Source organism: Kribbella sp. NPDC023972, assembly GCF_040639075.1.
Classification (GTDB): Bacteria; Actinomycetota; Actinomycetes; order Propionibacteriales; family Kribbellaceae; genus Kribbella.
Genome location: NZ_JBEZZH010000006.1, coordinates 461088 through 487229, shown reverse-complemented (window position 1 = coordinate 487229; position 26142 = coordinate 461088). Strand labels below are relative to the sequence as shown.

Sequence of the window (26142 nt, the reverse complement as noted above, 5' to 3'; positions counted from 1 at the left end):
TGCTGCTCGGAACACCGATGTCTACTCACCACATCGGCCACCACGGGGCCACCGTTACAAGCGACCGACTGGACACGCCGAGTAACCGGGACGCGACCTGCTGGTCGTTCCTAGACTTTCGCTGCGGCTGGGAGGTGTCGATGAGCGCTGATCCGCGTCCTCCGGAGGATTCCTACGATCGGGCCGGGGCGGCACGGGTGCTGTTCGGCCTCGCGAGACCGCGGCTCTTCTCAGGAGCGCCTGCCGAGCTCGTCGCCCCGAAGCCGCAGCGGGTCGAGTATCGCAGCGAGGCCGTGGCCCGGGCCCTCGGCAGCCATCTCAGCGCGTCGCAGCTGGAGTACGTGAACCGCATGATGCAGCCGTGTCCGCCGTACCTCGTCAGCGCGGCGACCGGGCACATCACCTGGCGGGACAGCCGGGGAGTCGTCAACGTCGCGCACACCGGTCCGCTCGGCGCGGTCGTTCCGGTGGTCGCCCGGGAGGCGACGCTGGAGCTTTGGGACCGGCTGGCGACCGATACCGCGCTCGCACGGCGGGTGGGGGAGCTGGACGCCGAGTCGGTGCGGTTGCTGGCGGCAACGACGACGGACCGGACCCCGATCGAGATCTTCCGCAGCGGACTGGACGCGGCCGCCCGGGTGCTGGTGCAGCATGCGTTCCTCGCTGCCCAGACGCCGTACGGAACACCGGCGGAGTTCGCTCGCGGCCTGCGTGACAGCGGCATCTTCGAGGCGGTGGCGAACACCTGGCACCAGGGTCTGCAGGCGTCGACCTACCGCCGCGGCATCATCCCGGCCTCGTTCGTCACGTTCGCGGACCGGCTGAGATACTCGGTCGACACCGTGATCGCTCTGCGGGCCATGAAGGACGCCCAGTTGGCACAGGCACGAGAGCTGGCCGAACCCGCGCACTACGCGCGCCTCGCGCCGGGGGAGCGTCCTCGGTGCCTGGGGCAGAGTCCACACCTGTACGACGGCCAGCGGACGACCGTGCTCACTGAGGTCGTCGACACCTTCGTGCAGACCTTCCTGCGACTCCTGGATCACGTCGAGGTGGTCCCGGCGGCCTAGGCCGTCCACGGGCGGAGCTTTTCGGGGTTGCGGATGGCCCAGATGTGCTTGATGCGGTTGTCGGCGATGTCGAAGGCTATGACGGTGACAGTGACACCGTCCTGCTGGGCCACCAGACCGGGCTGGCCGTTGACGGTGCGTTCGAGCAGGGTGATGCCGGGCTGGCGTCCGGCCAGGCCGGCGAAGAACCGGGCAACCTGCTCGCCGCCGGCGATCGGGTGCAGCTGCGCGGTGACCAGGCCGCCACCGTCGCCGACCGCGACGGCGTCGGGGTCCAGCAGGCCGATCAGGGCCTCGATGTCCTGGGCCTGCCAGGCCTGCTTGAAGTCCCGGACCAGGCTGGCGCTCTGGGCGGTGGGCGTCGGCGGTGTCTGGGCCGCGGCGATCCGTCGCCGGGCCGAGGTGGCGAGCTGGCGGCAGGCCGCGGGGGAGCGGCCGACGATCTCGGCGACTTCGGGGAACGGGTACCGGAAGACGTCGTGCAGGATGAAGGCGACCCGCTCCGCCGGTGTCATCGACTCGAGCACGACGAGGAACGCCATGTTCACCGACTCGTCGAGGGTGACCCGGTCGGCCGGGTCCACGGCGATACCGGCCGAGCGCCACTCGGTGCCGTCGGGAAGCGGTTCGGGGATCCACTCGCCGACGTACCGCTCCCGCCGCGCCCGCGCGGAGCCGAGCAGATCGAGGCAGATCCGGCTGGCGACCGTGGTGAGCCAGCCGCCGGGCGACTCGATCGCCTCCTGCTGCCGCGGGGTCATCGCGTACCAGCGCGTGTACGTCTCCTGGACGACGTCCTCCGCGTCGGCCAGCGAGCCGAGCAGCCGGTAGGCGAGGTTGATCAGCTGACGCCGCTCGCTCATGATCGCGCTCAGGCCCGGATCGACCCGGTCGTCTCGTGATCCGGTCATGGTGTCCGTGATTCCCTTCGTCGGCTCCGCCGTTCACTCCTCCGACGAAGCGCCGTACCGAAGTGTGAGGTCGTCACAATCCACCGGGCTGTGTCGTCGTACTGACCATGGACACACGACAAGCAGTGGACGAAGCAGACATCCGGCAGCGGATCGACACGCTGGTCGACGCGGTGCGGAGCAAGGATCTTGACGGCATCAAGACGATGTTCGCACCGAATCTCGTCTCGTTCGACATCGAGCCGCCGCTGCGGCACCTCGGTGCGGAAACGAAATGGAACAACTGGATCAAGGTGTTCACGTTCTACCGGGAACTCGACTACGAGGTCCGGGATCTCACCGTCCTGGTGAGTGGTGACCTGGCGGTCGCGTACGCCGTGAACCACATCAGCGGCACCTTGCAGAGCGGAGACCACAACGACTACTGGGTCCGATGGACGGCCTGCTTCCGCAAGGTCGACGGCACCTGGTTGATCGTGCACGACCAGGTCTCCGTACCGACCCACTTCGCGACCGGCCAATCAGCCCTGGACCTCGCGCCCTGACCTGGAAGACACCTGGACCTGCGTGCCTGCAGTGCCGGAGATGACGGCTGTGGTGTCGTCGAGGGAGCCGATGGCGGCGCGGGCCTGGGTGGTCTCGACGAAGTGGCGGGCGGCGTTGATCTTCGGGGCCATCGAGCCGGCGGGGAACCTGAGTGACGCGAGGGTTTCGGGATCGACCTGGCCGAGGGGGCGCTGGGTCGGGGTGCCGTAGTCGAGGTAGACCGCGCGGACGTCGGTGAGCATGACGAGGAGGTCCGCGCGGAGCTCGATGGCGATGAGGGCGGCGGTGGCGTCCTTGTCGACGACCGCCTCGACGCCGGTGAGTCCGGTCGGACCCTCGATCACGGGTACGCCGCCTCCACCGGCCAGGATGACGGTGACGCCGTTCTGGAGCAGGAGTTCGGCGGCGTCGAGTTCCAGCACTCGTTGGGGTGCGGGGGATGGGACGACCCGTCGCCACTCGGCGCCGTCCTGCTGCACCGACCAGCCGGAGGACAAGGCGAGTTGCCGGGCCCGTTCCTCGGGGTAGCCCGTCCCGACGTACTTCGTCGGCACGATGAAGGCAGGGTCGTGCGCATCGACGACGGTCTGGGTCACCAGCGTCACGGCGCCGCGGCTGAGGCCTGCGTTGGCCAGTGCTTGCTGGACCCAGTACCCGATCACACCCTGGGTCTCGGCAACGAGGTCGCTGAGTGGGTAAGGCTTCGACAGGCTCGTGTCGGCGAAGCTCTCCAAGGCGAGCAGTCCCACCTGTGGGCCGTTGCCGTGCACAATGACGACCTCGTTGTCCTCGGCGGCCTTGGCCAGTGCCGGCGCGGCCGCCGCGAGGTGTGCGACCTGTACGGCGGCATCCGGGCGCTCACCACGCCGAAGCAACGCGTTCCCCCCGAGCGCGATCACGATCCGCATGCTTCAGAGTGCCACGAGATCCGTCAGTTGAGCGTGAACGGCTGGATCACCTCGGTGCGCCAGCGCTGGGCGTGATTCGGCGGGTCGTGGTAGACCTCCCAGGCGTCACCGGCCGGAGCACCGTGCTCGGCTTTCAGCCAATCGTCCAGGGCCCGGTACGCGTCCCCCAACTGCTCGTAGGTCCCGTCGTGCCACGCCACGACGACGTGCCCGCCGGGCAGGCTGGACGGCACGATCTGACGGTCACCGCTGATCCGTACGGCCAGCGGGAACCCAGCCTCGACCTCGAAAATCCCGTCGGGCCGGATGTGATATCGGACGAACGGGAAACCACAGGGCGCGATCCCATGCCGGCGCAGGTAGTCGGCCACCACGTCGAACGCCGTACGGAACCAGCCGGGCACCTCGTCACGGTGCAGCGTCGCCCGAAGGACGGCGGTCGGCTGCTCAGGGACGACCCGCGACTCGGGATGATCGGTACGCACGTTGTCCTCCAGGGGGTTCGTGTCCACAGCGTACGATCACGCTCGCCGAGGGCCTAGGGGAGTGGTCCCGGCGAGTTCGGGACTTTCGGCCCTGTCACCGCCAGGGGACCGGCGGCATTCTGGACGTACAGGGGGACCTTGCCGGCCCGTCGGGCGGATGGCAGGTGGCACCAGTGGGGGGACAGCCACCGATCACCATCTTCCCGGCGGGCCGCAGGACTGTCAGTCGGCCCGAGGCCTGACGTCAGTACAGGCGGATGCGCCGCCCACTGATGTGCTCCGGCTGGACCACGCCGAGCGCCGCTACCCCGGGGCCTGAGTCACCCCTTGGCTGAAGACGGCGAACTGCAGCAGCCGTCCGTGCAGGCGCCCGCCGCGCAGCCGCAATCGGCTGTGCCTGCCGATCCGTTGCCGGGGGCGCAGCAGCCTTCGCCACGCCAGGCCTGCACGCCTTCCCGGACAGCGACGGCGGCGATGACGAGGCCGGCGATCGGGTCGGCCCAGCCCCAGCCGAGGGTAGCGTTCAGGACCAGGCCGGCGAGCAGGACCGCGGACAGGTAGGTGCACAACAGGGTTTGAGTGCCATCGGCAACGACCGCGTTGGACCCGAGAGCTTTGCCGGTACGGCGCTGGGCCCAGGACAGCACCGGCATGACGACGAGCGAGGCGATTGCGAGCCCGATGCCGACCGGCGAGGTGTCCGGGTCGCTTCCGCCGATCAACGCCCGGGTCGACTCGAAACCGACGTACGCGGCGAGGCCGAAGAACGAGAACGCGAGCAACCGGAGCGCTTGGCGCTCGCGAGACTCGGGCAGGCGGTGCCGGAACTGCCACAGGATGATCAGGCCGCTGGACACCTCGACAACCGAGTCGAGCCCGAAGCCGACCAGCGCGACTGATCCGGCGACGAGCCCGGCCGTGATGGCGATGACAGCCTCGATCAGGTTGTACGTCACCGAAGCCCCGGCCAGGAGTTGCGCCCGTCGGCTGAGGCGGCGCCGCTCGTCGGGGTCGGTTGTCCAGCTGCTCGGTGCAGCGGTGAGCTGCACTGGCTGCCGATCGCTCATGAGTGAGCCTCCTGGGCGGCGGTCCCGTAGACAGGGCACAGTGCGACGGCGTCACCGGTCAGCCCGAGCAGCCGCTCGGCGGCAGACAGCAACGCCAGCGTCGCCTCCGGATGCGTGAGTCTGAACAACGACGCCCGTCCCTGCGGTCGCGACTCGACCAGCCCGCAATCCCGCAAGCAGGCCAAGTGCTTCGACACCGTCGACTGCGCCAGCCCCAAGTGCTCGGTCAGATCGACGACCCGGTGCTCACCCAGCGCAAGATGCCGCACAATCGCCAGCCGCGACGCATCACTGAACCCGTGAAACAGACAAGCCGCCACACTCAACGCAGCACTCTCGTCGACCCTAGGATCCTCAACCCGAGCTGTCATCGTCATATGGCGATGTTAACGCCTCCTGGCGAGGTTGTCAGGTCAGGTCGCGGCGAAGGGCACCCCGAAGTCGCGTCAGGCGAGGTGAGGCTGGGTGGGTTCACGGTGCGCCGCCGGATGGGTCTCGTACATCCGGAGCGCGACCACCAGGCCGGATGCGGCGGTGATCACCGCGACGACCCAGACGGCAGCTCGCAACCCCCAGGCATCGGCCACGACGCCGGCCAGGATCGCGCCGATCGCGAACCCGCCGTCGCGCCACAACCGGTACACCCCGACCGCGCGCGCCCGCCAGGCCGGATGCGCGACGTCGCCGATGCTCGCGAGCAACGTCGGGTAGACCATCGCCGTCCCCAGGCCGAGCAGCACGGCCGCGATCGACCAGCCGGTGAAACTGTTGACCGCAGCAACGATTCCCAAGGCTCCGGCCTGGACGAGCATGCCGACGGCGATCAGCCACTTGCGACCCCACCGGTCCGACAGCGGGCCGGTGACAAGTTGCCCCAGGCCCCAAACGGCGGGGTAGAGCGCGGCCAGGACGCCGATCCGCGACACCGGCAACCCGGCGGTCGCGAACAGGATCGGGAACAGGCCCCACGCGAGCCCGTCGTTGAGGTTGTTCACCATTCCGGCCTGGCTGGCCGACGACAGCGCGGGTTCACGCAGGCTGGTCCGGCTGAACACCTGCCGATCAGTCAGCTCACCCGACGCACGATGCCCGGCAGTCTCCAAGCCGGCATGATCACGCGTCTCGCGTACGGCGACCGCAGTCAGCCCGAGCCCGAGAGCGGCGTACGAGAGACCGAGCAGGAACGGTGCGGGACGGAGCCCGTACCGCGCGGCGAGGTATCCCGTGGCGAGCGCGGTCGCGGCGACGGCGACGTAGCCGGAGGCCTCGTTGAGGCCCATCGCCAGTCCGCGCCTCCGCGGGCCGGCCAGGTCGATCTTCATGATCACCGTGGTCGACCAGGTCAGCCCTTGGTTGAGGCCGAGCAGTACGTTCGCGGCCACGACCCAGCCCCAGGACGGCGCCCAGATCAGCAGCAGCGGCACCGGCACGGCGATGAGCCACCCGGCGAGAAGCACCGGCTTGCGGCCGAACCGATCGGACCAGGTGCCGGCGAAGTAGTTGGCGGCTGCCTTGGTGGCACCGAAGGCGAGCACATACGTGAGCAGAAAGGTGTATCCGGTGAGGTGGAACGTCTGCTCGGCCAGTAGGGGCAGGACCGTGCGCTCCTGCCCGAGCATGCCGCCGACCAGCGCGTTGACGGCGACCAGCAGGCTGAACTGGGCGAGATTCGCCCGGATCCCCAGCTGCATCAGCCGGTCTCCAGGTCGCGGCCGGTCGCGGCGGCCCAGTCCGGCGCGCCGCCTTTCAGTACGGCGAGTTCCCGGTGCCCGGCGCGCTCCAGCAGGCTCGCCGCGGTCATCGCACGCTCTCCGTGCCCGCACATCACCACCAACGGCTCACGTCGTACGTCGTCCAGTCGCTCGGTCAGTGACCCCAGCTCGATGTGCTCAGCTTCGGGTAGATGACCGGCCTCGAACTCGGAGTCCTGCCGGACGTCGAGCACCGCACCGGCGACCTCGCCCGGGCCGATCACCTGCAGCCTCGCCGTAGGTTGCCCGGCGGCGATCCATGCATCCAGTCCGCCGTGCACCTCGCCGGCGAGGTGATAGCCGATCTTCGCTGCCTGCCAGGCGATCTCCGCCGGGTCCTGGTCGTCCCGCCGTACGATGACCAACGGCCGATCGCCGGACGCCAGCCATCCCAGCCACGACACGAAGACGGCCCGCAACGGGATCGACAACGCCCCTGGGACATGCCCCGCGGCGAAGTCGGCCATCGGCCGCACGTCGATCACCTCAGCGTCCATCGACCGCATCGCATCGACCCGGAGCGGCCGCAAGAACGGGGCCTGGCCGAGCACAGCCGGTCCACGGCGATTGACCTCGGCCAGCCTGAGGAAGTACGACGGGAAGCTGCCGAGCGACCCGAGCAGCTCGGTCACGAACGCGTCCTCGTCATCGACCCGGAGCAGCGGGTTGGTCGCCTTCTCCCGACCGATCGTGCTGACCCGATCCGCACCGGGCGGCGCCGAGCAGAACGAGCCGGCGCCGTGTGTCGGCCAGACCGCAACGTCGTCGGGCAGCTCGATCAGCCGTTGGAGCGATGCGTACTGTGCCCGGGCCAGCGCCTCGGTCTGATCAGGAGAGACCAGATCGGTCCGTGCCGCGGCACCGACGATCAAGGAGCCGCCGGTGAAGACGCCGAGCGGACGATCGCCGTCCAGGAGCAGGAACGACAGATGCTCGTGGGTATGACCCGGCGTACCGAGTGCGCGCAACCGCAGCCCACCGAGGTCGACCTCGTCGCCGTCACGCAGACCGCGATGCCCGAACTCGCGCTGACCGTCCGCCGAGGCAAGCACCTGAGCGCCTTGGCTGGCCGAGAGCTGACGTGCACCGGAGAGGAAGTCGGCATGCAGGTGCGTGTCGGCCGCGAACGCCACTGTCAACCCTCGCCGTTCGGCAGCCGCGGAGGCGGCCCGCAGATCGAGGGACACATCCACCACGAGCGCCCGGCCGTCCTCCAGATCGACCAGGTACGACGAGTTCCCCAGCCCCTCGTCCACCAGTGGCACTACGGTCATGGTCCCCCCGAGTTATTCAAAGAACTTCTTGAATAAGACTCCGCCGACTGCCATATTGTCAAGGGATCGCTTGAACAGGGAGGTGGCATGGGGAATCCCCGGGCGAAGGCGGCGCTGTACGACGCCTTGGCAGAGTCGGCCAGGGCATTGGCGAACGGCCGCCGGGCCGAGTTGATCGACGTACTCGCGCAGGGGGAGCGGCCAGTCGAGGAACTGGCCGCCGAGATCGATCAGTCGGTAGCGAACACATCCCACCACCTCCAGCGCCTGCTGCACTCGGGCCTGGTCCGCAAACGCAGGGCGGGGACGCGCAGCTACTACGCCCTCGCCAGTCCCGCGGTGGCCAACCTGTGGCAGGCGATGCGATCCGCGGCCGAAGAGCACGTCGCCGGGTTGAAACGCCTGGCGGAGGACTATCTCGGCGATCGGTCAACGCTGGATACCATGACGCGCGACGAACTGCGGGACCGCCTCCGCGCGGGCGATGTCGTCGTACTGGATGTCCGGCCGCAACCGGAGTACCGGGCGGGCCACATTCCCGGCGCCATCTCGATACCGATCCACCACCTGCAGGAGCGATTGAACGAGGTCGACAACGGTGGCGAGGTGGTGGCCTACTGCCGCGGCCCGTACTGCGTGTACGCCGACGAGGCCGTGCGCATCCTCGCTGCCCACGGCCGACCGGCGTACCGCCTCGAGGACGGCTTCCCCGAGTGGGCCCTCACCGGCCACCCGATCGAACGCGAGACCTGATGTCGAATCGGGCGGTTTGCCGATCGTCTTCTGGATGGAAGCAGTTCTCATCCAGAGGGAGAGCGTCATGCAGGGCACTGTGAAAGCAATCGACATCGCCGTCAGCGATCTCGGAGCCGCGATCGAGTTCTATCGCCGGTTCGGACTCGAGTTCGTCCGGGACGCGTACATGCCGGACGATCACGCCGGGTGCGACCTGCCGAACGGGTTGCACCTGATGCTGGACACGGACGATCTGCGGTCCAAGGTGACCGCGAACTGGACCCCGCCCGCGGTCGGCCGGACGTTCCTCACGTTCGAGTACGCAAGTCCGGACGAGGTCGACAAGACGTACGCCGAGCTCGTCGGCGCTGGCGTACGCGGACTGCAAGAGCCGTACGACGCGCCGTGGGGAATGCGTTACGCGACGGTCGCGGATCCGTCCGGGAACGGTGTGGATCTGTACGCCTCCCTGCCCGCGAGCTGAGCCAGACTGGCGCTTGGAGGTGCGCGTGTGAAATACGTTCTGATGTTCGTCGAGACCGAGCAGTACGCGAAGGAGCTGGAAGCCCTGGCTCCGGCGGAGCGGGAGCAGGCCTACGACCGGGTGCGGCAGTGGTTTGCCGAGCATGCCGACAAGATCCGCGGCGGCAACAAGTTGCAGCACCCGGCGACGGCCACCACCGTGCGGTTCGACACCGGGCAACCGGTGACCACCGACGGGCCGTTCATGGAAGGCAAGGAGGTCATCTCGGGCTTCACCGAGATCGAGGTCGCAGATCTCGACGAGGCGTTGCGGATCGTGAAGACCTGGCCGGCCTGCCCGATCGTAGAGATCCGTCCACTCGAGTCGTGAGCACCAGCCCCGCTGCGGACGAGCTGGCCCGCGTGGTCCGTGATCACGCCGGCCGGCTCGCCGGGTCACTGATGTCCTTGCTCGGTGACTTCTCTGCCGCCGAGGACCTGGTGCAGGACGCGGTCGAGACAGCCTTGCGGCGATGGCCAACCGAAGGCATCCCCGACCGGCCCGATGCATGGCTGTTCACGGTCGCGCGCCGGCGCGGTCTCGACGTCCTGCGCCGACAGGAGAACTACCGTGCCAAGCTCGCCCAGCTGCAGTGGCCGGTGCTGCCTGCGCCCGAAGACCGCCTCCGGCTGATCTTCACCTGCTGCCACCCAGCGCTCGCCCGGGAGGCGCAGGTCGCGCTCACGTTGCGAGTGGTCTGCGGACTGACCACCGCGCAGATCGCGGCCGCGTTCCTCACCTCCGAGTCGACAGTCGCGCAGCGGATCACGCGGGCGAAGCGGAAGATCACGGCTGCGGGCATTCCCTACCGGATCCCCCGCGATGACGAGCTGCCCGAGCGGTTGAGCGAAGTTCTCACCGTGATCTACCTGCTGTTCAACGAGGGTTACCTGTCCAGCACGAGCGAGCAGGCGCACTCACGCGACCTGGTCGACGACGCCGAGTGGCTGACCGCCCTTCTGCAGGGCCTGCTGCCCAACGAACCTGAAGTGACCGGGCTGCTTGTCCTGATCCGGCTGCACCGCGCACGCACGGCCGCGCGCTTCACCGACGACGGCGGACTCGTGCTGCTCGAGGACCAGGACCGCGGCCGGTGGGATCGTACGGCGATCGACGAGGCGACGTCGTTGCTGACCAGGACCGCCCGGCGCCACCGCGCTCCAGGCCCGTATCAACTGCAGGCCGCGATCGCGGCCTGTCACAGTGAGGCTGCCACATGGGCCGATACGGACTGGGAGCAGATCCTTGTGCTGTACGACCTGCTGGTGACCTTGCAGCCGACGCCGGTCACCCGACTGCATCGTGCCGTCGCCCTGTCGTACGTCGAAGGTACGCCGACCGCTCTCGCCGAACTCGACCGACTCTCGTCCGCGCTGCGCGCGTATCCGCTGTTCCACGCGACCCGTGCCCAGTTCCTCCGCGACCTCGGTCGCAAACCCGATGCTCGTGCGGCTGACGAACTGGCCGTCTCGCTCACCGCCAACACGGCTCAACGGGATCTCCTCCAGGAACGGCTGTCCCACTGATCGATGCGCGGTGGCCTGGGGAGGGGTCATCCTTGCGTCATGGATAGAGGGGTGGGGCGGCTTTCGTATCTGGACTGGTTGCGGGTGCTGGCGGTGTTCGGGGTGTTCGTGTTTCACACGCTGCGGCCGTTCGACGATGGTGATTGGCACGTGAAGAACGCGGAGCGGAGTGAAGGGGTCTCGATCGGGATCGCGTTCCTCGGGCTGTGGGGCTTGGCGTTCTTCTTCCTGTTGTCCGGGGCGGGCGCGTGGCTGGCTTTGCGGTGGCGGACCGCGGGCGGGTTCGTCCGGGAGCGGCTGCTCCGGTTGCTGCTGCCGTTCGTAATCGCCTACGTCCTGCTGTCGCCGCCGCAGTACTTCCTCGAGGAACACCACAAGGGCCGGTCGGATGCGTCGTTCCTCGGCGATGTGAAGACGTTCTTCAGCGATCTCGGGGGTGACGCGCCGCTCTGGCTTCGGGACACTTACCACCTGTGGTTCCTCGTCTACCTGCTGCAGTTCGCGCTGCTCGGCCTGCCGGTCTTCCTCTGGTTGCGCGGTCCGCACGGCAGGCGGTTGGTCGACTGGATCGGCGAGCGCTGCACCCGGCGCGGGACGATCCTGTTGCTCGCGGTCCCGCTGGTGCCGGTCCACCTTCTGCTGCTGGCCGCGCCGGGCCCGGAGCACGGCTGGGGTGAGTTCGTTTTCTTCTTCGACTTCTTCGTCGTCGGGTTCCTCGTGTTGTCGGACGACCGACTGATCGCAGCGGTACGACGAGACGCCGTACCGGGGCTCATCCTCGGCATCGGCGCGTTCGTCACCGGCGTGGCGACCGGCATCATCGACTTCCTCGAAGGCTGGTGGGAGGACCCCGGCTATGCGTGGCCGTATGCCTGGTACTCGCCGCTGATCACCCTCGCCGTGTGGGGTTGGCTGGTCGCCGTCCTCGGCGGCGGCATGCGCCTGGCCGCATTCCAGCGACCACTCCCGACACCGCTGGCCCGCGCCGCGATGCCGTTTTTCCTCGTCCACCAACCGATCATCCTGCTCATCGCGTACTACGTCGTCGACTGGAACACCGGGCTGTGGACGAAGTACGTCGTACTGCTGCCGGCAGCCTTCCTGGTGTCAGCCGCCCTGGCCTGGCTCCTGTCGACGCTGCCGGGAGTCTCGACTCTCTTCGGCGTGAAGCGGCAGCGCATGCCAGTCGAGCAACGGGCGGACCGACCGAAGGAAGACCGACTGGGGGAGTAGGCGGGCAGCGGTGTTACGGAGGAGGGCGGTCAGGGGCCCGGAAGCCTGGGTGAAGCTGGCGACTCGGGCTGACTGACGGGCGATCGCTTGAGTACGACGGCGGCGGCGCTGGTCGTATCGCGCCAGACCGAGCGAGATCTCTGGGGTCGAGTCGAGCGCGTCGGCGAGTTCGACGGCGTCCTCGAGAGCTGTGCAACCGCCCTGGCCGAGGTCTGGAGTCATCGCGTGGGCATCGCGTCAACGGCCACCTCGGTGTCCAGCCTGATCCGGTCGGCAGGCACCGCTGAGCTCAGAATGTCGAGCAGGACCGACCGCCGGAGCATCAACGAGTCCCCATAGCGCGTCCGCAGCTCCGAACGGAACAGCCAGCGTCCCCGTGCGTCCCGGAACCCGCCGGCGCCTTCGACCGCGCCGTACTCGCGGACCCGATCACCGACGCCCAGCAGGTCCAGGGCCCGTATGGCGTTCGGCCACAGCGAAATGCCCGCACCGACCTCCCGGAGCGCCGGCGCCCGTTCCAGCACGGTGACGTGCCATCCGCGCCGACCCAACGCGATCGCGGCTGCCAGACCCCCGATCCCGGCTCCGACGATCACGGCCTTCCGTTCGCCCACGCTTCCTGACCTCCCGACTTAAGCTGTCGATTCGAGGGGTACGCCGTTCGTCATCATCACAGGGACCCATCGGACGAAGGAGTCAGAGATGACGTCGATCGTGACGCAGGTGGAGGTCGAACGGCCGGCGGACGAGGTGTTCGCGTACGTCACCGACCCGAGCCGGTTTCCCGAGTGGCAGGAGAACGTGGTCGGCGGCCACCTGGAGGACGGCCCGGTCCAGGTCGGATCGAAGTGTCACACCACCCGCCGCATCGGTGGCAGTGAGCGGGAGGTGACCTCGGAGCTGACGGTGCTCGATCCTCCGCGCGCCTGGGCGGTGCACGGCATCGACGGCCCGATCCGGGCACGGGTCGACGTCACCGTCGAACCGCTCGCCGGCCGCACGGCCAGCAAGGTCACCATCGATCTCGACTTCGAGGGACACGGGATCGGGAAGCTGCTGGTCCCGCTCGTGGTCAAGCCGCAGTCGCGCAAGGAGATGAAGCGCAATCTCGCCCGCCTGAAGACCAACCTGGAGGTCTGATCCTCAGACGCTGCGCAGCACCGACACCACGATGCCGAGGATGACCGCGTTGTCCCCGTCGATCACTTCGTACGCCGGGTTGCGTGGCTCGAGGTACACGTGCCCGTTGCGCCGGCGGTACACCTTGACCGTCGCCTCCTCGTCGATCATCGCGGCGACGATCTGACCGGAGTGCGCCTCGGACTGCTGCCGGACCACGACGATGTCGCCGTCGCAGATGGCCGCGTCGATCATCGACTCACCTCGGACCCGCAGGCCGAACACGTTGCCCCGCCCGGTCAGCTCACGCGGCAGCTGCATCACGTCGTCGACGTGCTCGATGGCGGCGATCGGCGTACCGGCCGCGATGTCGCCGACCACGGGCACCGGCACCGAGTTCTCGCCGGACTCGCGCGTCGCCGTCTCCTGCAGGAACATCCGTACGTCGATCGGCCGGGAGACCGACGGGCTGCGGCGCAGGAAGCCCTTGTCCTCGAGGCTGGCCAGATGCTTGGACACCGACGAGGACGACTTCAGCCCGACCGCGTCACCGAGCTGCCGGCTGCTGGGCGCGTAGCCGTACCTCACCACCCAGTCGCGGATCACCACCAGCATCCGCTGCTGCCGCTCCGGCAGCGCCGCCGTGTCCAGGTCCCCGAACAGCTCCACATCAGTCACCCGCGGAATGCTAGAACCCCGCACCGACAACCTCTCCACCGCCGCGCGGTACTCGTCCCTTTTCGCGTCTCCACCCCGGGTCTCAGCTGTCGCCGAAGGCAAAGATTCGGCAACAGCCTTGACTTCAGTGGGCAGGTAGGAAAAATTCTTCCCGAACAGGGCGGGAATGACGGATCTTTCCGCCATTGGGTGAAGGAACTCGAAGGGCGGATCGATGACCACTCCTGACAACCTGTCGCGGCGGCTGTTCCTGCAGCGCGCGGCGGTCGGCACGCTGCTGGCCACCGGCGGCGGCACGCTGCTGTCGGCCTGTGCCAGCGGCGGCAGCGACTCCGGCGCCGGCGGCGGTGGCGGCGCGGAGAAGACCTCCGACAATCCGTTCGGGGTGAAGGGATCCGACCCGCTGGACGTGGTGATCTTCAAGGGCGGGTACGGCGACGACTACGCCAAGGCGCACGAACAGCTCTACAAGAAGAAGTTCTCCGAGACGACCATCAAGCACGCGGGTATCACCGACATCACCCCGCAGCTGCAGCCGCGGTTCAACGGTGGCAACCCGCCGGACGTGATCGACAACTCCGGCGCCTCGCTGCTGCCGATGTCGACGCTGGCCACCAGCGGCCAACTGGCCGACCTGACCGAGCTGTTCGACGCGCCCGCGATCGACGACGCGAACAAGAATGTCCGCGACACGCTCGAGCCGATCGCGCTCGAGGCGGCGATGCTGAACGGCAAGCCGCTCGTCCTCGAGTACGTCCTGACCGTGTACGCCATCTGGTACAACAAGCCGTTGTTCACCAAGCACGGCTGGGAGCCGGCCAAGACGTGGACCGAGTTCCTCGCGCTGTGCGAGGAGATCAAGAAGGCCGGGATCGCGCCGCTCGCCCACCAGGGCAAGCACGGCAACTACATCGGCGGCGTCGTGATGGACATGGCCGTCAAGCACGGCGGTCACGACGTGATCAAGGCGATCGACGGCCTCGAGCCGAACGCGTGGAAGCACGAGTCGATCAAGATGGCGGCCGAGGCTCTGCTGGAGCTCAAGGGCAAGGGCTACATCATGCAGGGCACCGAGGGCCTGGACCACATCCAGTCCCAGACGGCCTGGAACCAGGGGAAGGCGGCGTTCATCCCGTCCGGTTCGTGGCTGGAGAACGAGCAGAAGACGGTGGCGCCGAAGGACTTCGAGACGACCGCGACGTACACGCCGCTGCTCGACGGTGCCAAGCTGCCGGTCGACTGCGCGCGGATCGCGGCCGGTGAGAACTTCATCGTCCCGGCGAAGGCGAAGAACAAGGCCGGTGGGCTGGAGTATCTGCGGATCATGCTGTCGAAGGAGGCGGCCGGCAAGTTCACCGAGCTGACCGGCTCGCCGACCATCGTGAAGGGTGCGACCGAGGGCGTGAAGCTGAGCCCGGGCGCCGCCTCGTCCGACGCGCTGCTGAAGTCCGGCGGTGAGAACAACTGGTCGACGTACTTCGCCGCCTGGTACTCGACGATGGACAAGCCGTCTCGCAGCATCTTCGCCGAGCTGGCCGCCGCCAGGATCAACGCCGACGAGTTCTGCAACCGCATGCAGAAGCTCGCCGACGACACCGCGAAGGACCCGGGCACGAAGAAGCAGACCCGCTCCTAGGCGCCAGCCAGGCCTACGATCGGGCGCGTGAGCTCTCCACCGAACCATGTGCTGACCGCCTTCGGCCTGTCGGGTGAGGCTGTGCTTCTGCCGGGCGGGCAGGGCGAGACCTGGCGGGTGGGGGAGGTGGTGTTGAAGCCGGCCAGGTTTGTGGTGGAGGCGATCTGGCGGGCCGAGGTGCTGGCGGCCTTGCCTGAGGGGTTGGGCTTCCGAGTGGCTCGGCCCGTGCCAGCCGCGGGTGGTGACTGGGTCGTCAACGGGTGGGAGGCGTCTGAGTTGCTGGTCGGGGCGACCGACGTGCGGCGGCCGGACGACGTACTGAAGGCTGGGCAGGTGTTTCACGAGGCGGTTGCGGAGCTGCCTCGGCCGGAGTTCCTTGACGTGCGGGACGACCCGTGGACGTACGGCGACCGCGTTGCCTGGGAGGAACTACCGGTCGGCGGCAGTCCGGCGTACCGGGAACTCGTGGGACGGCTGATCAAAGCGCGGCGGCCGGTGGACTTGGCGGCGCAGGTAGTGCACGGGGACCTGCTCGGGAACGTGATGTTCGCGAACGGACTGCCGCCCGCGATCATCGACTGGCCGGTGTACTGGCGTCCACCGCCGTGGGCGGCGGCCGTCGCGGTGGTCGACGCCCTCTGCTGGTACGACGGCAAACCCGACCTGGCCGCCCGCTGGGCCCATCTCCCGGAGTGGGGTCAGATGCTCGTCCGCGCCCTGATCTACCGCATGACCACCGAGGACGCTGCCCACACCTGGACGCAGGCTCACCACAACGCCTACCAACCCGTCGTCGAGCTGGCTCTCCGCTACACCCGCTGAGGCTCGCGGGCCTCGATCGTCCGCCGGCTCGCCATGAGGACGGTGCCCAGGGCAAGCACTCCGAGCACCGCGCCGATCCAGGCCACCGAGGGGTAGCCGGCGCCGGCGTCGATGGCCAGCCCGCCGAGCCACGGTCCGGCGGTGATCCCGACGTTGAAGGCCGAGATGTTGCCGGCCGCCGCCAGCGTCGGCGCCGATCCGGCCACCGCGAACACCCGTGAGTTCACCGCCGGATTGTTGGCGAACCCGAAGGCGCCGAAGGCAACGATGGCGGGTACGGCGATCCACGCCGTCCCGGCCCACACCGCGAGAACGGCGAAGGCGCCGATGAGACCGGTCAGGCCGATCCGCAGGGTCGCGAAGGGGCGCGCGTCAGCGGTCCGGCCGCCGACCGTGATCCCGGCCAGCGCGCCTACGCCGTACAGGGCGAGGACGACCGGGACCCACGCGGCGGACAAGCCGGTCGAGTCGGTCAGCAGGGGAGAGAGGTAGGCGAACACGACCAGAATCGCACCGGTCGACAGAGCAGTGGTGGCGTACGCGAGCCAGAGCTCCGGGTCCACCATGGCGCGCAGTTCCCGACGGAGTTCCGGCGTGCTGTCTGTGTCTGCGTGCACGCCGGGGATCGTCGCGATCACACCAAGCATGGCGATTGTCGACAATCCGGCGACGGCCCAGAACGCGGCCCGCCAGCCGAGGTGCTGACCGATGACGGTCCCGGCTGGGAGGCCGACGATGGTGGCAATCGTGAGGCCGCCGGCGACGATGCTCATCGCCTTGGCGCGCGCCTGCGGCCCGGCCAGTCCCACCGCGGTAACCGCGGCGACGGCCCAGAATCCGGCGTACACGAAGGCTCCGACGACCCGGGTTGCCACCAGCACGCCATACCCGGGCGTGAGCGCGCCCACGACATGTGTGACCGCGAAGACGGCGAGGAAGGCCAGCAGCGCCGTACGGCGGGACCAGCGCAGCGTGAGGACGGCGAGGATCGGAGCGCCGAGCAACATGCCGGCCGCGAACGCGGAGATGAGCAGGCCGGCGGCCGGGATCGACACCCCCAGGTCGCGGGCGAGCTCGGGCAGCAGGCCGGCCAGCATCAGTTCGGACGTGCCCTGGGCGAAGATGGCCAGGCCGAGGACATAGACAGCGAGCGGCATCGGGTTCCTCTCATATTGGATCAATCAGTGCAAAACGAGCGCGGGTGTCACTGAGGGATGGGGGTTGATCAGAACGTTCGGAGTGCGGAGGTGACAACCGCCGCTTGGCTCGCGCGCGTCGCTCCCGCGCGGGCTGACACCCGCAGTCCACTCAGGACGACGAAAACGTAGTCGGCGAGCGCGGCGGGGTCGTGGCCGGCGTCGACCTCGCCAGCGGCCTGCGCGGCACGGAACGCAGTGGTGAGCGCATGAGTCTTGACGGCATGGTCCCGCTCGAGTAGCTCGGCGACCTCCGGGTCGTGCGGTGCGAGCTCGACGAGCGTGTTGACCACCAGGCACCCGAGCGGGTCGGCCGGGTCGGGATCGACCGCGTCCCACAGGATCCGGCGGACGCGCTCCCGGATCGGCAGGTCGCTGCGCTGGATGAGCTCGAGTTGGGTCGCCGTCCTGGTCTCCATGTAGTGCCGCAGTGACCGGTCGAACAGGTCGCGCTTGCTGGCGAACGTGTTGTAGATGCTGCTCCGGCCCAGCCCGGTGGCCTCGCACAGGTCCTGAGTCGACGTGCCCTCGTAGCCGAACGTCCAGAACAACTTCATCGCGGCATCCAGCGCGCGATCCTCGTCGAACATCCTCGGCCTCGCCATGCGGACGACTCTAACACGTTATAGACCGATCGATCCAAAATGGCGGCCCGGGCCCGGCTGAGCGGCATCGATAGCATGTGCGGATCGAGGCGAGTGCCGGAAGCTCTTCGACAGAGCGGCCGGCACTCGCCTTGACTGGGGATCCGGGTTGGGACTGGGGAGCTCTGTGCGCTTTCGGGACCGGCCGTCCGCCGAAGTGAGGAGCTTTTGTGAGGCTGTATCGACCCGGGGTGGTGGTGCTCGCCCTCGCCCTGGTCGCCGGAGTGGCCGCAGTAGTGACCACCGGTCGCCCGGCCGCCGCCGATGAGACGAAGACCGTTTCCTACCGCGGCTACGAGGTGAAGGTGCCGGCCAGCTGGCCGGTCGTCGACCTCGCCGCCAATCCGACCGCTTGTGTCCGGTTCGACCGCCCGGCCGTGTACCTCGGTCGCAGTACCGCCCAGGCCGACTGCCCCGCCCACTTGGTCGGCCGCAGCCAGGGGATCGTGCTCGAGCCGCTGACCTCCGCCCGGGAGTCCACGCCGGGCCTGCTGCGCCGCGTTGTGCAAGGTGCCGGCGTACTGGCGACCGCCTACTACGCACCGGGTGACGAGCAGGCGGCGAACGACGTCCTGGCCAGCGGCCGGGTGGTGGCGAAGTCCAAGTCCGCACAGGCTGTTCAGCCGGCCGCGGTCGCGCCGTCTGTGGTTGCTACTGGCAACTTCAACGGCTACGCCTTCGACACCTGCGCGGCGCCGAGCCAGGCGACCATGGACGCCTGGTCGCCGACCTACAAGGCTGTCGGCATCTACATCAGCGGCGACCTGCGCGGGTGCGACCAGCCGAACCTGACCACGGACTGGGTCGCCACCAATGCGAGCAAGGGTTGGCAGTTTCTGCTGATCGACGTCGGCATGCAGGCGCCGTGCACGAACTTCCGCAGCAAGATGTCGACCGTCCCGGCCACCGCGCTCGCGCAGGGCAAGGCAGCCGCGGCCAACGCCGTGGCGGCCGCGCAGGCGCTTGGCTTCGCCCAGCGCAGCGCGATCTACAGCGACATCGAGGGCTACACGTCCACGGCCGACTGCAAGGCCTCGGTGCTTTCGTACCTGAGCGGCTGGACGCAGGAGCTCAACGCGCGCGGGTATGTCGGTGGTGCGTACGTCGCAGCCGGCTCCGGCGGAGTCGACCTGGCGAGCGTTTACAGCAGTACGGCGTACACGCGGCCGGACAACCTGTGGTTCGCACACTGGGGCTCGACGCCGGTCGGCACGAGCAGGTTCATCCCGTCGACGTACTGGACCAACCACCAGCGGGTGCACCAGTACCAGGGCAACGTCAGCGAGACCAACGGTGGTGTGACGGTCAACATCGACAAGAACTGGGTCGATCTCACCGCCCCGCCGCCACCGGTCAGCAGCTTCAGTGCCACCGGCTCGGCGGGTTCCGCGACGCTGCGCTGGACCGCGCCGGCGAACACCACGCTCGGCCAGATCGTCGTCCGCGGCGCCTCGGGTAACACCCCACCGCCGCTGCCGACCTCCGGTGCGGCGATCTACAACGGGACGGCGAGTCAGTACACCGTCACGGGGCTGCCGAACTCCGCCAGCTACGCCTACCGGGCGTTCGTGAAGGACGGCACCGGCAAGATCGGACCGGGCGTCGACACCCGGCTGATCGGCACGAAGTCCACGATCACGGCCAGTGCGACCACGATCATGTACACCCGGGCCACAACGCTGAGCACGACGGTGACCCGGATCAACGACGGGGCCAAGCTGGCCGGCGTACCGGTCGTCCTCTACTCGAAGGCGAAGACCGCTACGAAGTGGTCAGTAGCCGGTCAGTTCACGTCGGACGCCAACGGTGTGGTGACTTCGGCGCAGAAGCCGAGCGTGTCGACGTATTACATGTGGGGCTACGACGGGTCGACCAGTCTGCTGGGGACGCGGAGTGCTGCCCTGCTGGTCCAGGTGCAGCCTGCGATGTCGGCGTACCTGGTCCCGGGCGCGATCACGCTCGGGCAGTCGGCGGCGCTGTACGGCTACCTGAACCCGCCGCACGCGGGCATGACCGCCTACCTGCAGCGGCGCTCGGGGACGAGTTGGGTCGCGGTGACGACGGGCAAGCTGGCCACGAACGGCAAGTTCGCGTTCAGTATCAAGCCGACGGCGCGTGGCACGTACACCTACCGCGTGGTGTGGCTGGCCGACGCCGACCACCAGGGCACGCAGACAGCGTCGAAGGTGCTGACCGTCAGCTGACGCGCGACAGGCCGGCCGCCACACTCTGCCCGATCTCGATGGCATGTGCCTCGAGTGGCGAGTGCGTGCGGCCGGCCTGCCACAGCAGGAAAATCTCCCGCGGCGGCAGAGACGGCTCGAGCTCGTGGTACCAGCTCCGTTGGTCTACGCGTTTGTCCTGATCGGAAGCAATCGCTTTTCGTGATGATCGATGCGTCCTAGCGTCTTGGGTATGGAGAAGCTCAATTCAGTCAACGGTGTGGAACTGTGCGCGGAAACCTTCGGTGACCCGGCCGACCCAGCGGTCCTGCTGATCCACGGCGCGTCGGCGTCCATGCTCTGGTGGCCGTCGGAGTTGTGCCTTCGGCTGGCCGACCGCGGGCGGTACGTGATCCGCTACGACCAGCGCGACACCGGGCGATCCACGTCGTACCCGCCCGGCCGGCCCGGGTACTCGATGCGGGATCTGGCCGCTGACGCGGTGGGGCTGATCGATGCCTTGGGCATCGAGCGGGTCCATGTGGTCGCTCAGTCGATGTCTGGCGGTGTCGGATTGGTGCTCGGTGTCGACAATCCTACGAGGGTTGCATCGGTGACATTCGTGTCGACGTCGACCGGGGCCGACGACCTTCCGCCGGCCGATGTGCCCCACTTCGAGCGTCCCGACTTCACGGACGCGGCCGCCGTGGAGGAGTACGTCGTACGGTCGACCGTTGCCGAGCTTGGCCCGCTCTGCGACGTCGAGGCGACGCGGGAGTTGGTACGACGAGACATGGCGCGCGCTCGTGATTTCGAGGCGTCGCTGACCAATCATTACGCGATGTCATTCGACGGGCCCGAACATGGTGGGTTCGGTGATCTGACCATGCCGGTCCTGGTGATTCACGGTGAGCTGGATCCGCTGCTTCCGCTGGCCCACGGGGAGGCGGTGCGTGACGCGGTGCCTGGTTCGTCCCTCGTCGTGTTGAAGGGGGCTGGGCATGGCGTGCCGGAGGCGTTGTGGGACGAGTTCGTCGACGCCGTCGTTCAGCGCACCGGGGAGCGATGATGCGGTACGCGGTGTGGGTTCCGCTGTTCGACGAGTTGGCCGATCCGCGGGTCGTCGCGCGGCTGGCGGCGTCGGCGGAGGAGGCGGGCTGGGACGGGATGTTCGTCTGGGACCAGCTCTGGTGGCGGCCGCCCATCTCCGCGGTGGCGGACCCCTGGATCACGTTGTCCGCGATCGCCGTCGCGACCGAGCGGCTGCGGATCGGGCCGATGGTCACCCCGGTGGCGCGTCGCCGCCCGGTCAAACTGTTGCGCGAGACAACGACATTGGACGTGCTGAGCGCCGGCCGGCTGATCCTCGGCGTCGGCCTGGGCGGCGACCGGTTCGCGGGGGAGTTCTCGCGGTCGGGTGACGAGGTCGACGACCGGGTGCGGGCCGAGCAACTGGACGAGTGCCTGCAGATCCTGACCGCCGGCTGGTCGGGGGAGACGGTCGTCCATCGCGGCAAGCACTACCTGGTCGACTCGGTCCGCTTCGAGCCACGCCCGGTGGCGGGCCGGATCCCGATCTGGGGCGCCGGCTTCCCCGGCAACCTCAAGCCGATCCGACGCGCAGCCCGGTACGACGGCTACTTCCCGGTGAACCTGACTTCGCCGGACCAGGTCGCAGCCGCCGTCGCGGCGGTGTCGGCCGAACGCGGATCACTCGACGACTTCGACATCGTCATCGCGCTGCCACCGTCGGCCGACGTCCGACCATATGCCGCGGCGGGTGCGACGTGGTGCCTGACCGACTTCGATCCTGAGTTGCGGTTGTCCGACGTACGAGTTGTGGTTGCGGACGGACCGCCGCGCTGAGGACGTGTGGCCGGTGGGGGATCGGGTACCCGGCGGGTGGATAGCGAGAGGAGTGAAATCGGCATGGCAGACAGCAAGAAGATCGCGTTCCTCGTCGCGAAGGAAGGGATCGAGCGCGTCGAACTGACCGAGCCGTGGCAGGCGGTCTCCGACGCCGGTCACCAGCCGGTGCTGCTCAGCCCTGAGAGCGGTGAGGTGCAGACGTTCGACCACCTGACGGCGGCAGAGAAGAAGCCCGTCGACCAGCCTGTGGGCGATGCCTCGGTGGACGACTTCGCGGCGCTGGTGCTGCCTGGTGGCGTGGCGAATCCGGACGCGCTGCGGCTGGACTCCGGGGCAGTCGGGTTCGTGAAATCGTTCGTGGAGTCCGGCAAGCCGGTGGCGGCGATCTGTCACGCTCCGTGGACGCTGATCGAGGCGGACGTGGTCCGCGGCCGAACGGTGACGTCCTGGCCCAGCCTGCAGACCGACCTGCGCAACGCCGGCGCGAACTGGGTCGACGAGACGGTCGTGACCGACGGCAACCTGGTCACCAGCCGCAAGCCGGATGACCTCGCCGCCTTCACCAAGACGCTGCTCGAAGCCGTCGGCTAGCCGCTGCGGAGTCGTACCGAACACGGAGCGTCACGACGGTGCCTCTGTTGTCGTGGCGCGGACGGGTGTCTAATCGAAGAAAGCGCGAGTACTCCGGGCGCGGAGTGGGGGCACGGGAGGGCGCATGGCGAGTGTCAGCGAACGGACCGGGATCACCGAACGCACGGGCCCGCCGCTAGCCGCCGGGACGGCGCGGCGGCCGCTCGGGCAGGTGATCGGCCGGCTGCTGTCCACGACCGACCACAAGGTGATCGGTCAGCTGTACCTCGTCACGTCGTTCGCGTTCTTCCTGGTCGCCGGTGTGATGGCGTTGATCATCCGCGCCGAGCTGGCCGAACCGCGGCTGCAGTTCGTGAACGAGGAGGTCTACAACCAGCTCTTCACCATGCACGGCACGATCATGCTGCTGCTGTTCGCGACTCCGCTGTTCGTCGGGTTCGCGAACGTGATCATGCCGGTCCAGCTCGGCGCGCCCGATGTCGCGTTCCCGCGGCTGAACATGTTCAGTTATTGGCTGTTCCTGTTCGGCGGGCTGATCACGATGGGGGCGTTCCTCACTCCGGAAGGCGCGGCCGACTTCGGCTGGACGGCGTACGCGCCGCTGTCCACCTCGGAGCGGTCACCCGGCGTCGGCGGCGACCTGTGGGTGATGGGTCTGTGGATGGCCGGCCTCGGCACGATCCTCGGTGGCGTCAACTTCGTCACGACGATCATCACCATGCGGGCACCGGGGATGACGATGTTCCGGATGCCGATCTTCTGCTGGAACGTGCTGGTCACGTCGATCCTGGTGCTGATCGCCTTCCCGATCCTCGCCGCCGCCTTGCTGATGCTCGAGGCGGACCGCGCCCTCGGCGCCCAGGTCTACACCGCGGCCAACGGTGGTGCGCTGCTGTGGCAGCACCTGTTCTGGTTCTTCGGGCACCCCGAGGTCTACATCATCGCGTTGCCGTTCTTCGGCATCATCACCGAGATCCTGCCGGTGTTCAGCCGCAAACCGATCTTCGGGTACTACGGACTTGTGGCCGCGACCTTGGGGATCGGCGTGCTGTCGATCGCGGTCTGGGCCCACCACATGTTCGCCACCGGGGGAGTGAACCTGCCGTTCTTCTCCTTCATGACGTTCCTCATCGCGGTCCCGACCGGGGTGAAGTTCTTCAACTGGATCGGCACCATCTGGGGCGGCTCGGTATCGATGGACACCCCGATGCTGTGGAGCGTCGGGTTCCTGGTGACGTTCCTGTTCGGCGGCCTGACCGGGATCATCCTGGCCTCGCCGGCGCTGGACTACCAGCTCAACGACTCGTACTTCGTGGTCGCGCACTTCCACTACGTCGTGTTCGGCACGGTGGTGTTCGCGATGTTCGCCGGCTTCTACTTCTGGTGGCCGAAGATGACCGGCCGGATGCTCGACGAGCGGCTCGGCAAGCTGCACTTCTGGCTGCTGTTCCTCGGGTTCCACACGACCTTCCTGGTGCAGCACTGGCTCGGTGTCGAGGGCATGCCGCGGCGCTATGCGACGTACGGCGCGAACGAAGGCTTCACGCTCTTGCATCAGGTCTCGACGGTCGGCGCGACCGTGCTCGGGATCTCGACACTGCCGTTCCTCTACAACGTCTACAAGTCGCGCAAGTCCCCGCTGGTCGGTGTCGACGACCCGTGGGGCTGGGGTCGGTCGCTGGAGTGGGCGACCAGTTCGCCGCCGCCGCGGCACAACTTCGAGCGGCTGCCGCGGATCCGGTCCGAGAGCCCCGCCTTCGACTTCCACCACCCCGACGTAGCCCTCGCCGAGTACCCCGACAACCGGGCACCCGCCGACAACCTGCTGGACGCCCCCGAAGACCAAGGCCGCACCGAGTACCTCAGATCCCAAGCGCAGTCCCAATCCCCGCCCGACAAAGACGCCTAACGCCGCCCACCGCACGCGCAGGGTTGGAGGGTCCAGCGCCAGCCTCTGGCCACCCCAGCTCACCAGCCGCACCTGTTGCCCGCGCTCACGCCGCGGCCGGGCAGCATCTGCCGCTGCGGCGGGGGGAGGCCGCTGGCGCACCAGCACGCTCGACTGCCGACCCCGCAGCCGCCCACCAGCCCGCAGCCGCGCCCCGACAGCGCCAGCGCCCGAGCCCCGGCCTTCAGCGCATGCCGGCGCAGGCACGTTCACCGCACGGACCAGCTGCCCGGTGATCGGCGTATGCCGGGGCAGGCATGCTCGCCGCACGGACCGGCTGTCTGGTGGTCGGTTATGCCGGCGCGGGCATGCTCACCGGACGGTCCGGCTTGGCCGGTGGTCGGCGTATGCCGGGGCAGGCATGCTCATCGCACGGACCGGCTGCCCCGTGGTCAGCGCATGCTGGCGCAGGCACGTTCACCGCACGGTCCAGCTGTCCGCTGGGCACGCATGCAGGCGCGAACCTCCCGGCGGTGCGGGCCGCACAACCACGCTCACGAGCAACCACGATCAGCCTGGCTACCCGCCCAATGGGCCCGCTTCCTGGAGTTCGTGGTCAGGGCAGGCGGTTGAGGAGGGTTGTCAGGTGGTGGTGGGTTTGTTGGGGCGGGGGGCCGGTGGAGGCGAGGAGGTTGAGGGTTTGGGTGTAGGTGTCGACGTCTTCGCGTTTGTCGAGGTAGAGGGCGCTGGTGAGGTGCTCCAGGTAGACGATGTCGGGGAGGTCGCGCTGGGGGAAGCGCAGGATGGTGAAGGCACCGCCGCCGGCTGGGTGGCCGGGGTTGTCGATCGGGATGATCTGGACGGTGATGTTCGGGCGTTCGACGGCCGAGCGGAGCGCGTCGAGCTGATCGCGGAGCACCTGGCGCCCGCCGATCGGGCGGAGCAGCACGGACTCCTCGATGACGGCCCAGAGCTTCAACGGCGGCTCGCGATCGAGGACGCGCTGGCGCCGGGTGCGGAGGGCGACGACGCGTTCGACCTCGTCCTCCGAGCGGGCGCCCTCCGGGGTGAGCCGCGCGACGGCCCGGGCGTAGTCAGCGGTCTGCAGCAGCCCGGGCACGAACTGGATCTCGTACGTCCGGATCAGCTCGGCCGCCGCCTCCAGCCCGAGGTAGGCGTCGAACCAGTCCGGCGTGACGTCGCCGTACCGATGCCACCAGCCGCGGTTGTTCGCCTCGCGGGCCAGCTCCAGTAGGCGCTCCCGCTCGCGCGTTTCGGTCACGCCGTACAGGCTGAGCAGATCCTCGACGTCGCGTTGCTTGAACCCGACCCGGCCGAGCTCGAGCCGGCTGATCTTCGACTCCGACGCCCGGATCGCCCATCCGGCGTCCGCCCGGCTCACCCCCGCTCGCTCACGCAGCCGTCGCAGATGACTGCCGAGCATCATCCGCAGCGCTGTCGGGCCAACCTCACCGTTCCCCGCCATGCAGCCACCCTACAGCACTATC

At 68.5% G+C, this 26142-nt stretch carries 27 protein-coding genes; 15 read left to right on the top strand and 12 right to left on the bottom strand.

Annotated elements, in window-relative coordinates; genetic code table 11:
* The first annotated feature begins 140 nt into the window (after positions 1-140).
* Positions 141-1070 (top strand): copper chaperone, encoded by a 930-nt coding sequence (locus AB0F43_RS25740; protein ID WP_360481764.1) that lies wholly within the window; start codon positions 141-143, stop codon positions 1068-1070.
* Here AB0F43_RS25740 and sigJ read toward each other — a convergent pair.
* On the bottom strand, positions 1067-1981 hold the full coding sequence (gene sigJ / locus AB0F43_RS25735; protein WP_360481761.1) for an RNA polymerase sigma factor SigJ: 915 nt from the start codon (positions 1979-1981) through the stop codon (positions 1067-1069). The genes AB0F43_RS25740 and sigJ overlap by 4 nt on opposite strands.
* Before the next feature lie 107 nt (positions 1982-2088).
* On the opposite strand from sigJ, the gene AB0F43_RS25730 reads away from it, so the two are divergent.
* A complete protein-coding gene (locus tag AB0F43_RS25730; RefSeq protein WP_360481758.1) occupies positions 2089-2526 on the top strand; it encodes a nuclear transport factor 2 family protein in 438 nt (145 codons plus the stop codon).
* On the opposite strand, the gene AB0F43_RS25725 is transcribed toward AB0F43_RS25730, so the two are convergent.
* From AB0F43_RS25725 to AB0F43_RS25700, 6 genes are all read right to left on the bottom strand, one after another.
* Complete coding sequence (locus AB0F43_RS25725) at positions 2503-3435, bottom strand: carbamate kinase (protein WP_360481755.1); 933 nt, start codon at positions 3433-3435, stop codon at positions 2503-2505. The two genes, AB0F43_RS25730 and AB0F43_RS25725, sit on opposite strands and share 24 nt — an antisense overlap.
* A 23-nt stretch (positions 3436-3458) precedes the next feature.
* Positions 3459-3947, bottom strand: a complete 489-nt coding sequence (locus AB0F43_RS25720) for a GyrI-like domain-containing protein (protein WP_360481752.1) — start codon at positions 3945-3947, stop codon at positions 3459-3461.
* Positions 3948-4240: 293 nt separating this feature from the next.
* Positions 4241-4987 carry a cation transporter gene (locus AB0F43_RS25715; protein ID WP_360481749.1) on the bottom strand — a complete coding sequence of 249 codons (747 nt, stop codon included), beginning with the start codon at positions 4985-4987 and terminating at the stop codon, positions 4241-4243.
* Positions 4984-5358 carry a metalloregulator ArsR/SmtB family transcription factor gene (locus tag AB0F43_RS25710; protein WP_360482059.1) on the bottom strand — a complete coding sequence of 125 codons (375 nt, stop codon included), beginning with the start codon at positions 5356-5358 and terminating at the stop codon, positions 4984-4986. Before AB0F43_RS25710 ends, AB0F43_RS25715 begins: the two co-directional genes overlap by 4 nt.
* Positions 5359-5433: 75 nt before the next feature.
* On the bottom strand, positions 5434-6678 hold the full coding sequence (locus AB0F43_RS25705; RefSeq protein ID WP_360481746.1) for an MFS transporter: 1245 nt from the start codon (positions 6676-6678) through the stop codon (positions 5434-5436).
* Complete coding sequence (locus AB0F43_RS25700) at positions 6678-8012, bottom strand: rhodanese-like domain-containing protein (RefSeq protein WP_360481743.1); 1335 nt, start codon at positions 8010-8012, stop codon at positions 6678-6680. Before AB0F43_RS25700 ends, AB0F43_RS25705 begins: the two co-directional genes overlap by 1 nt.
* Before the next feature lie 87 nt (positions 8013-8099).
* On the opposite strand from AB0F43_RS25700, the gene AB0F43_RS25695 reads away from it, so the two are divergent.
* From AB0F43_RS25695 to AB0F43_RS25675, 5 genes are all read left to right on the top strand, one after another.
* The gene (locus AB0F43_RS25695) at positions 8100-8765 is read left to right on the top strand and encodes a metalloregulator ArsR/SmtB family transcription factor (RefSeq protein ID WP_360481740.1); all 666 of its coding nucleotides are present in this window, start codon (positions 8100-8102) and stop codon (positions 8763-8765) included.
* A gap of 67 nt (positions 8766-8832) precedes the next feature.
* Positions 8833-9231, top strand: coding sequence for a VOC family protein (locus AB0F43_RS25690; protein ID WP_360481737.1), 399 nt, complete (start codon positions 8833-8835; stop codon positions 9229-9231).
* A 27-nt stretch (positions 9232-9258) separates the two neighbouring features.
* Positions 9259-9600, top strand: coding sequence for a YciI family protein (locus AB0F43_RS25685; protein ID WP_360481734.1), 342 nt, complete (start codon positions 9259-9261; stop codon positions 9598-9600).
* Positions 9597-10796 carry a sigma-70 family RNA polymerase sigma factor gene (locus AB0F43_RS25680; protein ID WP_360481731.1) on the top strand — a complete coding sequence of 400 codons (1200 nt, stop codon included), beginning with the start codon at positions 9597-9599 and terminating at the stop codon, positions 10794-10796. The genes AB0F43_RS25685 and AB0F43_RS25680 overlap by 4 nt, the downstream gene beginning before the upstream one ends.
* 39 nt (positions 10797-10835) lie before the next feature.
* A complete protein-coding gene (locus AB0F43_RS25675; RefSeq protein WP_360481728.1) occupies positions 10836-12029 on the top strand; it encodes an acyltransferase in 1194 nt (397 codons plus the stop codon).
* Positions 12030-12247: 218 nt separating this feature from the next.
* On the opposite strand, the gene AB0F43_RS25670 is transcribed toward AB0F43_RS25675, so the two are convergent.
* Positions 12248-12643: an FAD-dependent monooxygenase gene (locus AB0F43_RS25670; RefSeq protein WP_360481725.1), complete on the bottom strand. Its 396-nt coding sequence runs from the start codon at positions 12641-12643 to the stop codon at positions 12248-12250.
* Between the two features lie 88 nt (positions 12644-12731).
* Between AB0F43_RS25670 and AB0F43_RS25665 the strand changes: the two genes are divergently transcribed.
* On the top strand, positions 12732-13169 hold the full coding sequence (locus tag AB0F43_RS25665; protein ID WP_360481722.1) for an SRPBCC family protein: 438 nt from the start codon (positions 12732-12734) through the stop codon (positions 13167-13169).
* A 3-nt stretch (positions 13170-13172) separates the two neighbouring features.
* On the opposite strand, the gene lexA is transcribed toward AB0F43_RS25665, so the two are convergent.
* Entirely contained in the window at positions 13173-13826 is a 654-nt protein-coding gene (gene lexA / locus AB0F43_RS25660) for a transcriptional repressor LexA (protein ID WP_360481719.1), read from the bottom strand.
* A gap of 214 nt (positions 13827-14040) precedes the next feature.
* Between lexA and ngcE the strand changes: the two genes are divergently transcribed.
* Together ngcE and AB0F43_RS25650 are read left to right on the top strand one after the other, a co-directional pair.
* On the top strand, positions 14041-15462 hold the full coding sequence (gene ngcE, locus AB0F43_RS25655; RefSeq protein WP_360481716.1) for an N-acetylglucosamine/diacetylchitobiose ABC transporter substrate-binding protein: 1422 nt from the start codon (positions 14041-14043) through the stop codon (positions 15460-15462).
* A 27-nt stretch (positions 15463-15489) separates the two neighbouring features.
* The gene (locus AB0F43_RS25650) at positions 15490-16284 is read left to right on the top strand and encodes a TIGR02569 family protein (RefSeq protein ID WP_360481713.1); all 795 of its coding nucleotides are present in this window, start codon (positions 15490-15492) and stop codon (positions 16282-16284) included.
* On the opposite strand, the gene AB0F43_RS25645 is transcribed toward AB0F43_RS25650, so the two are convergent.
* Positions 16272-17441: a Cmx/CmrA family chloramphenicol efflux MFS transporter gene (locus tag AB0F43_RS25645; RefSeq protein ID WP_360481711.1), complete on the bottom strand. Its 1170-nt coding sequence runs from the start codon at positions 17439-17441 to the stop codon at positions 16272-16274. The genes AB0F43_RS25650 and AB0F43_RS25645 overlap by 13 nt on opposite strands.
* 68 nt (positions 17442-17509) lie before the next feature.
* Positions 17510-18085: a TetR/AcrR family transcriptional regulator gene (locus AB0F43_RS25640; protein WP_360481708.1), complete on the bottom strand. Its 576-nt coding sequence runs from the start codon at positions 18083-18085 to the stop codon at positions 17510-17512.
* A gap of 209 nt (positions 18086-18294) precedes the next feature.
* Here AB0F43_RS25640 and AB0F43_RS25635 point away from each other — a divergent pair, with 209 nt between their 5' ends.
* The 5 genes from AB0F43_RS25635 to ctaD all read left to right on the top strand — a co-directional run bounded on the left by AB0F43_RS25635 (position 18295) and on the right by ctaD (position 24655).
* Positions 18295-20328 carry a DUF1906 domain-containing protein gene (locus AB0F43_RS25635; protein ID WP_360481705.1) on the top strand — a complete coding sequence of 678 codons (2034 nt, stop codon included), beginning with the start codon at positions 18295-18297 and terminating at the stop codon, positions 20326-20328.
* Between the two features lie 211 nt (positions 20329-20539).
* Positions 20540-21355, top strand: a complete 816-nt coding sequence (locus tag AB0F43_RS25630) for an alpha/beta hydrolase (RefSeq protein ID WP_360481703.1) — start codon at positions 20540-20542, stop codon at positions 21353-21355.
* Positions 21352-22152 (top strand): LLM class flavin-dependent oxidoreductase, encoded by an 801-nt coding sequence (locus tag AB0F43_RS25625; protein WP_360481700.1) that lies wholly within the window; start codon positions 21352-21354, stop codon positions 22150-22152. Before AB0F43_RS25630 ends, AB0F43_RS25625 begins: the two co-directional genes overlap by 4 nt.
* Before the next feature lie 63 nt (positions 22153-22215).
* Complete coding sequence (locus tag AB0F43_RS25620) at positions 22216-22746, top strand: type 1 glutamine amidotransferase domain-containing protein (protein ID WP_360481697.1); 531 nt, start codon at positions 22216-22218, stop codon at positions 22744-22746.
* Between the two features lie 124 nt (positions 22747-22870).
* Entirely contained in the window at positions 22871-24655 is a 1785-nt protein-coding gene (gene ctaD / locus AB0F43_RS25615; protein ID WP_360481694.1) for a cytochrome c oxidase subunit I, read from the top strand.
* A gap of 595 nt (positions 24656-25250) precedes the next feature.
* Here the strand turns inward: ctaD and AB0F43_RS25610 are convergent.
* Complete coding sequence (locus AB0F43_RS25610; protein ID WP_360481691.1) at positions 25251-26120, bottom strand: helix-turn-helix transcriptional regulator; 870 nt, start codon at positions 26118-26120, stop codon at positions 25251-25253.
* Positions 26121-26142: the final 22 nt, after the last annotated feature.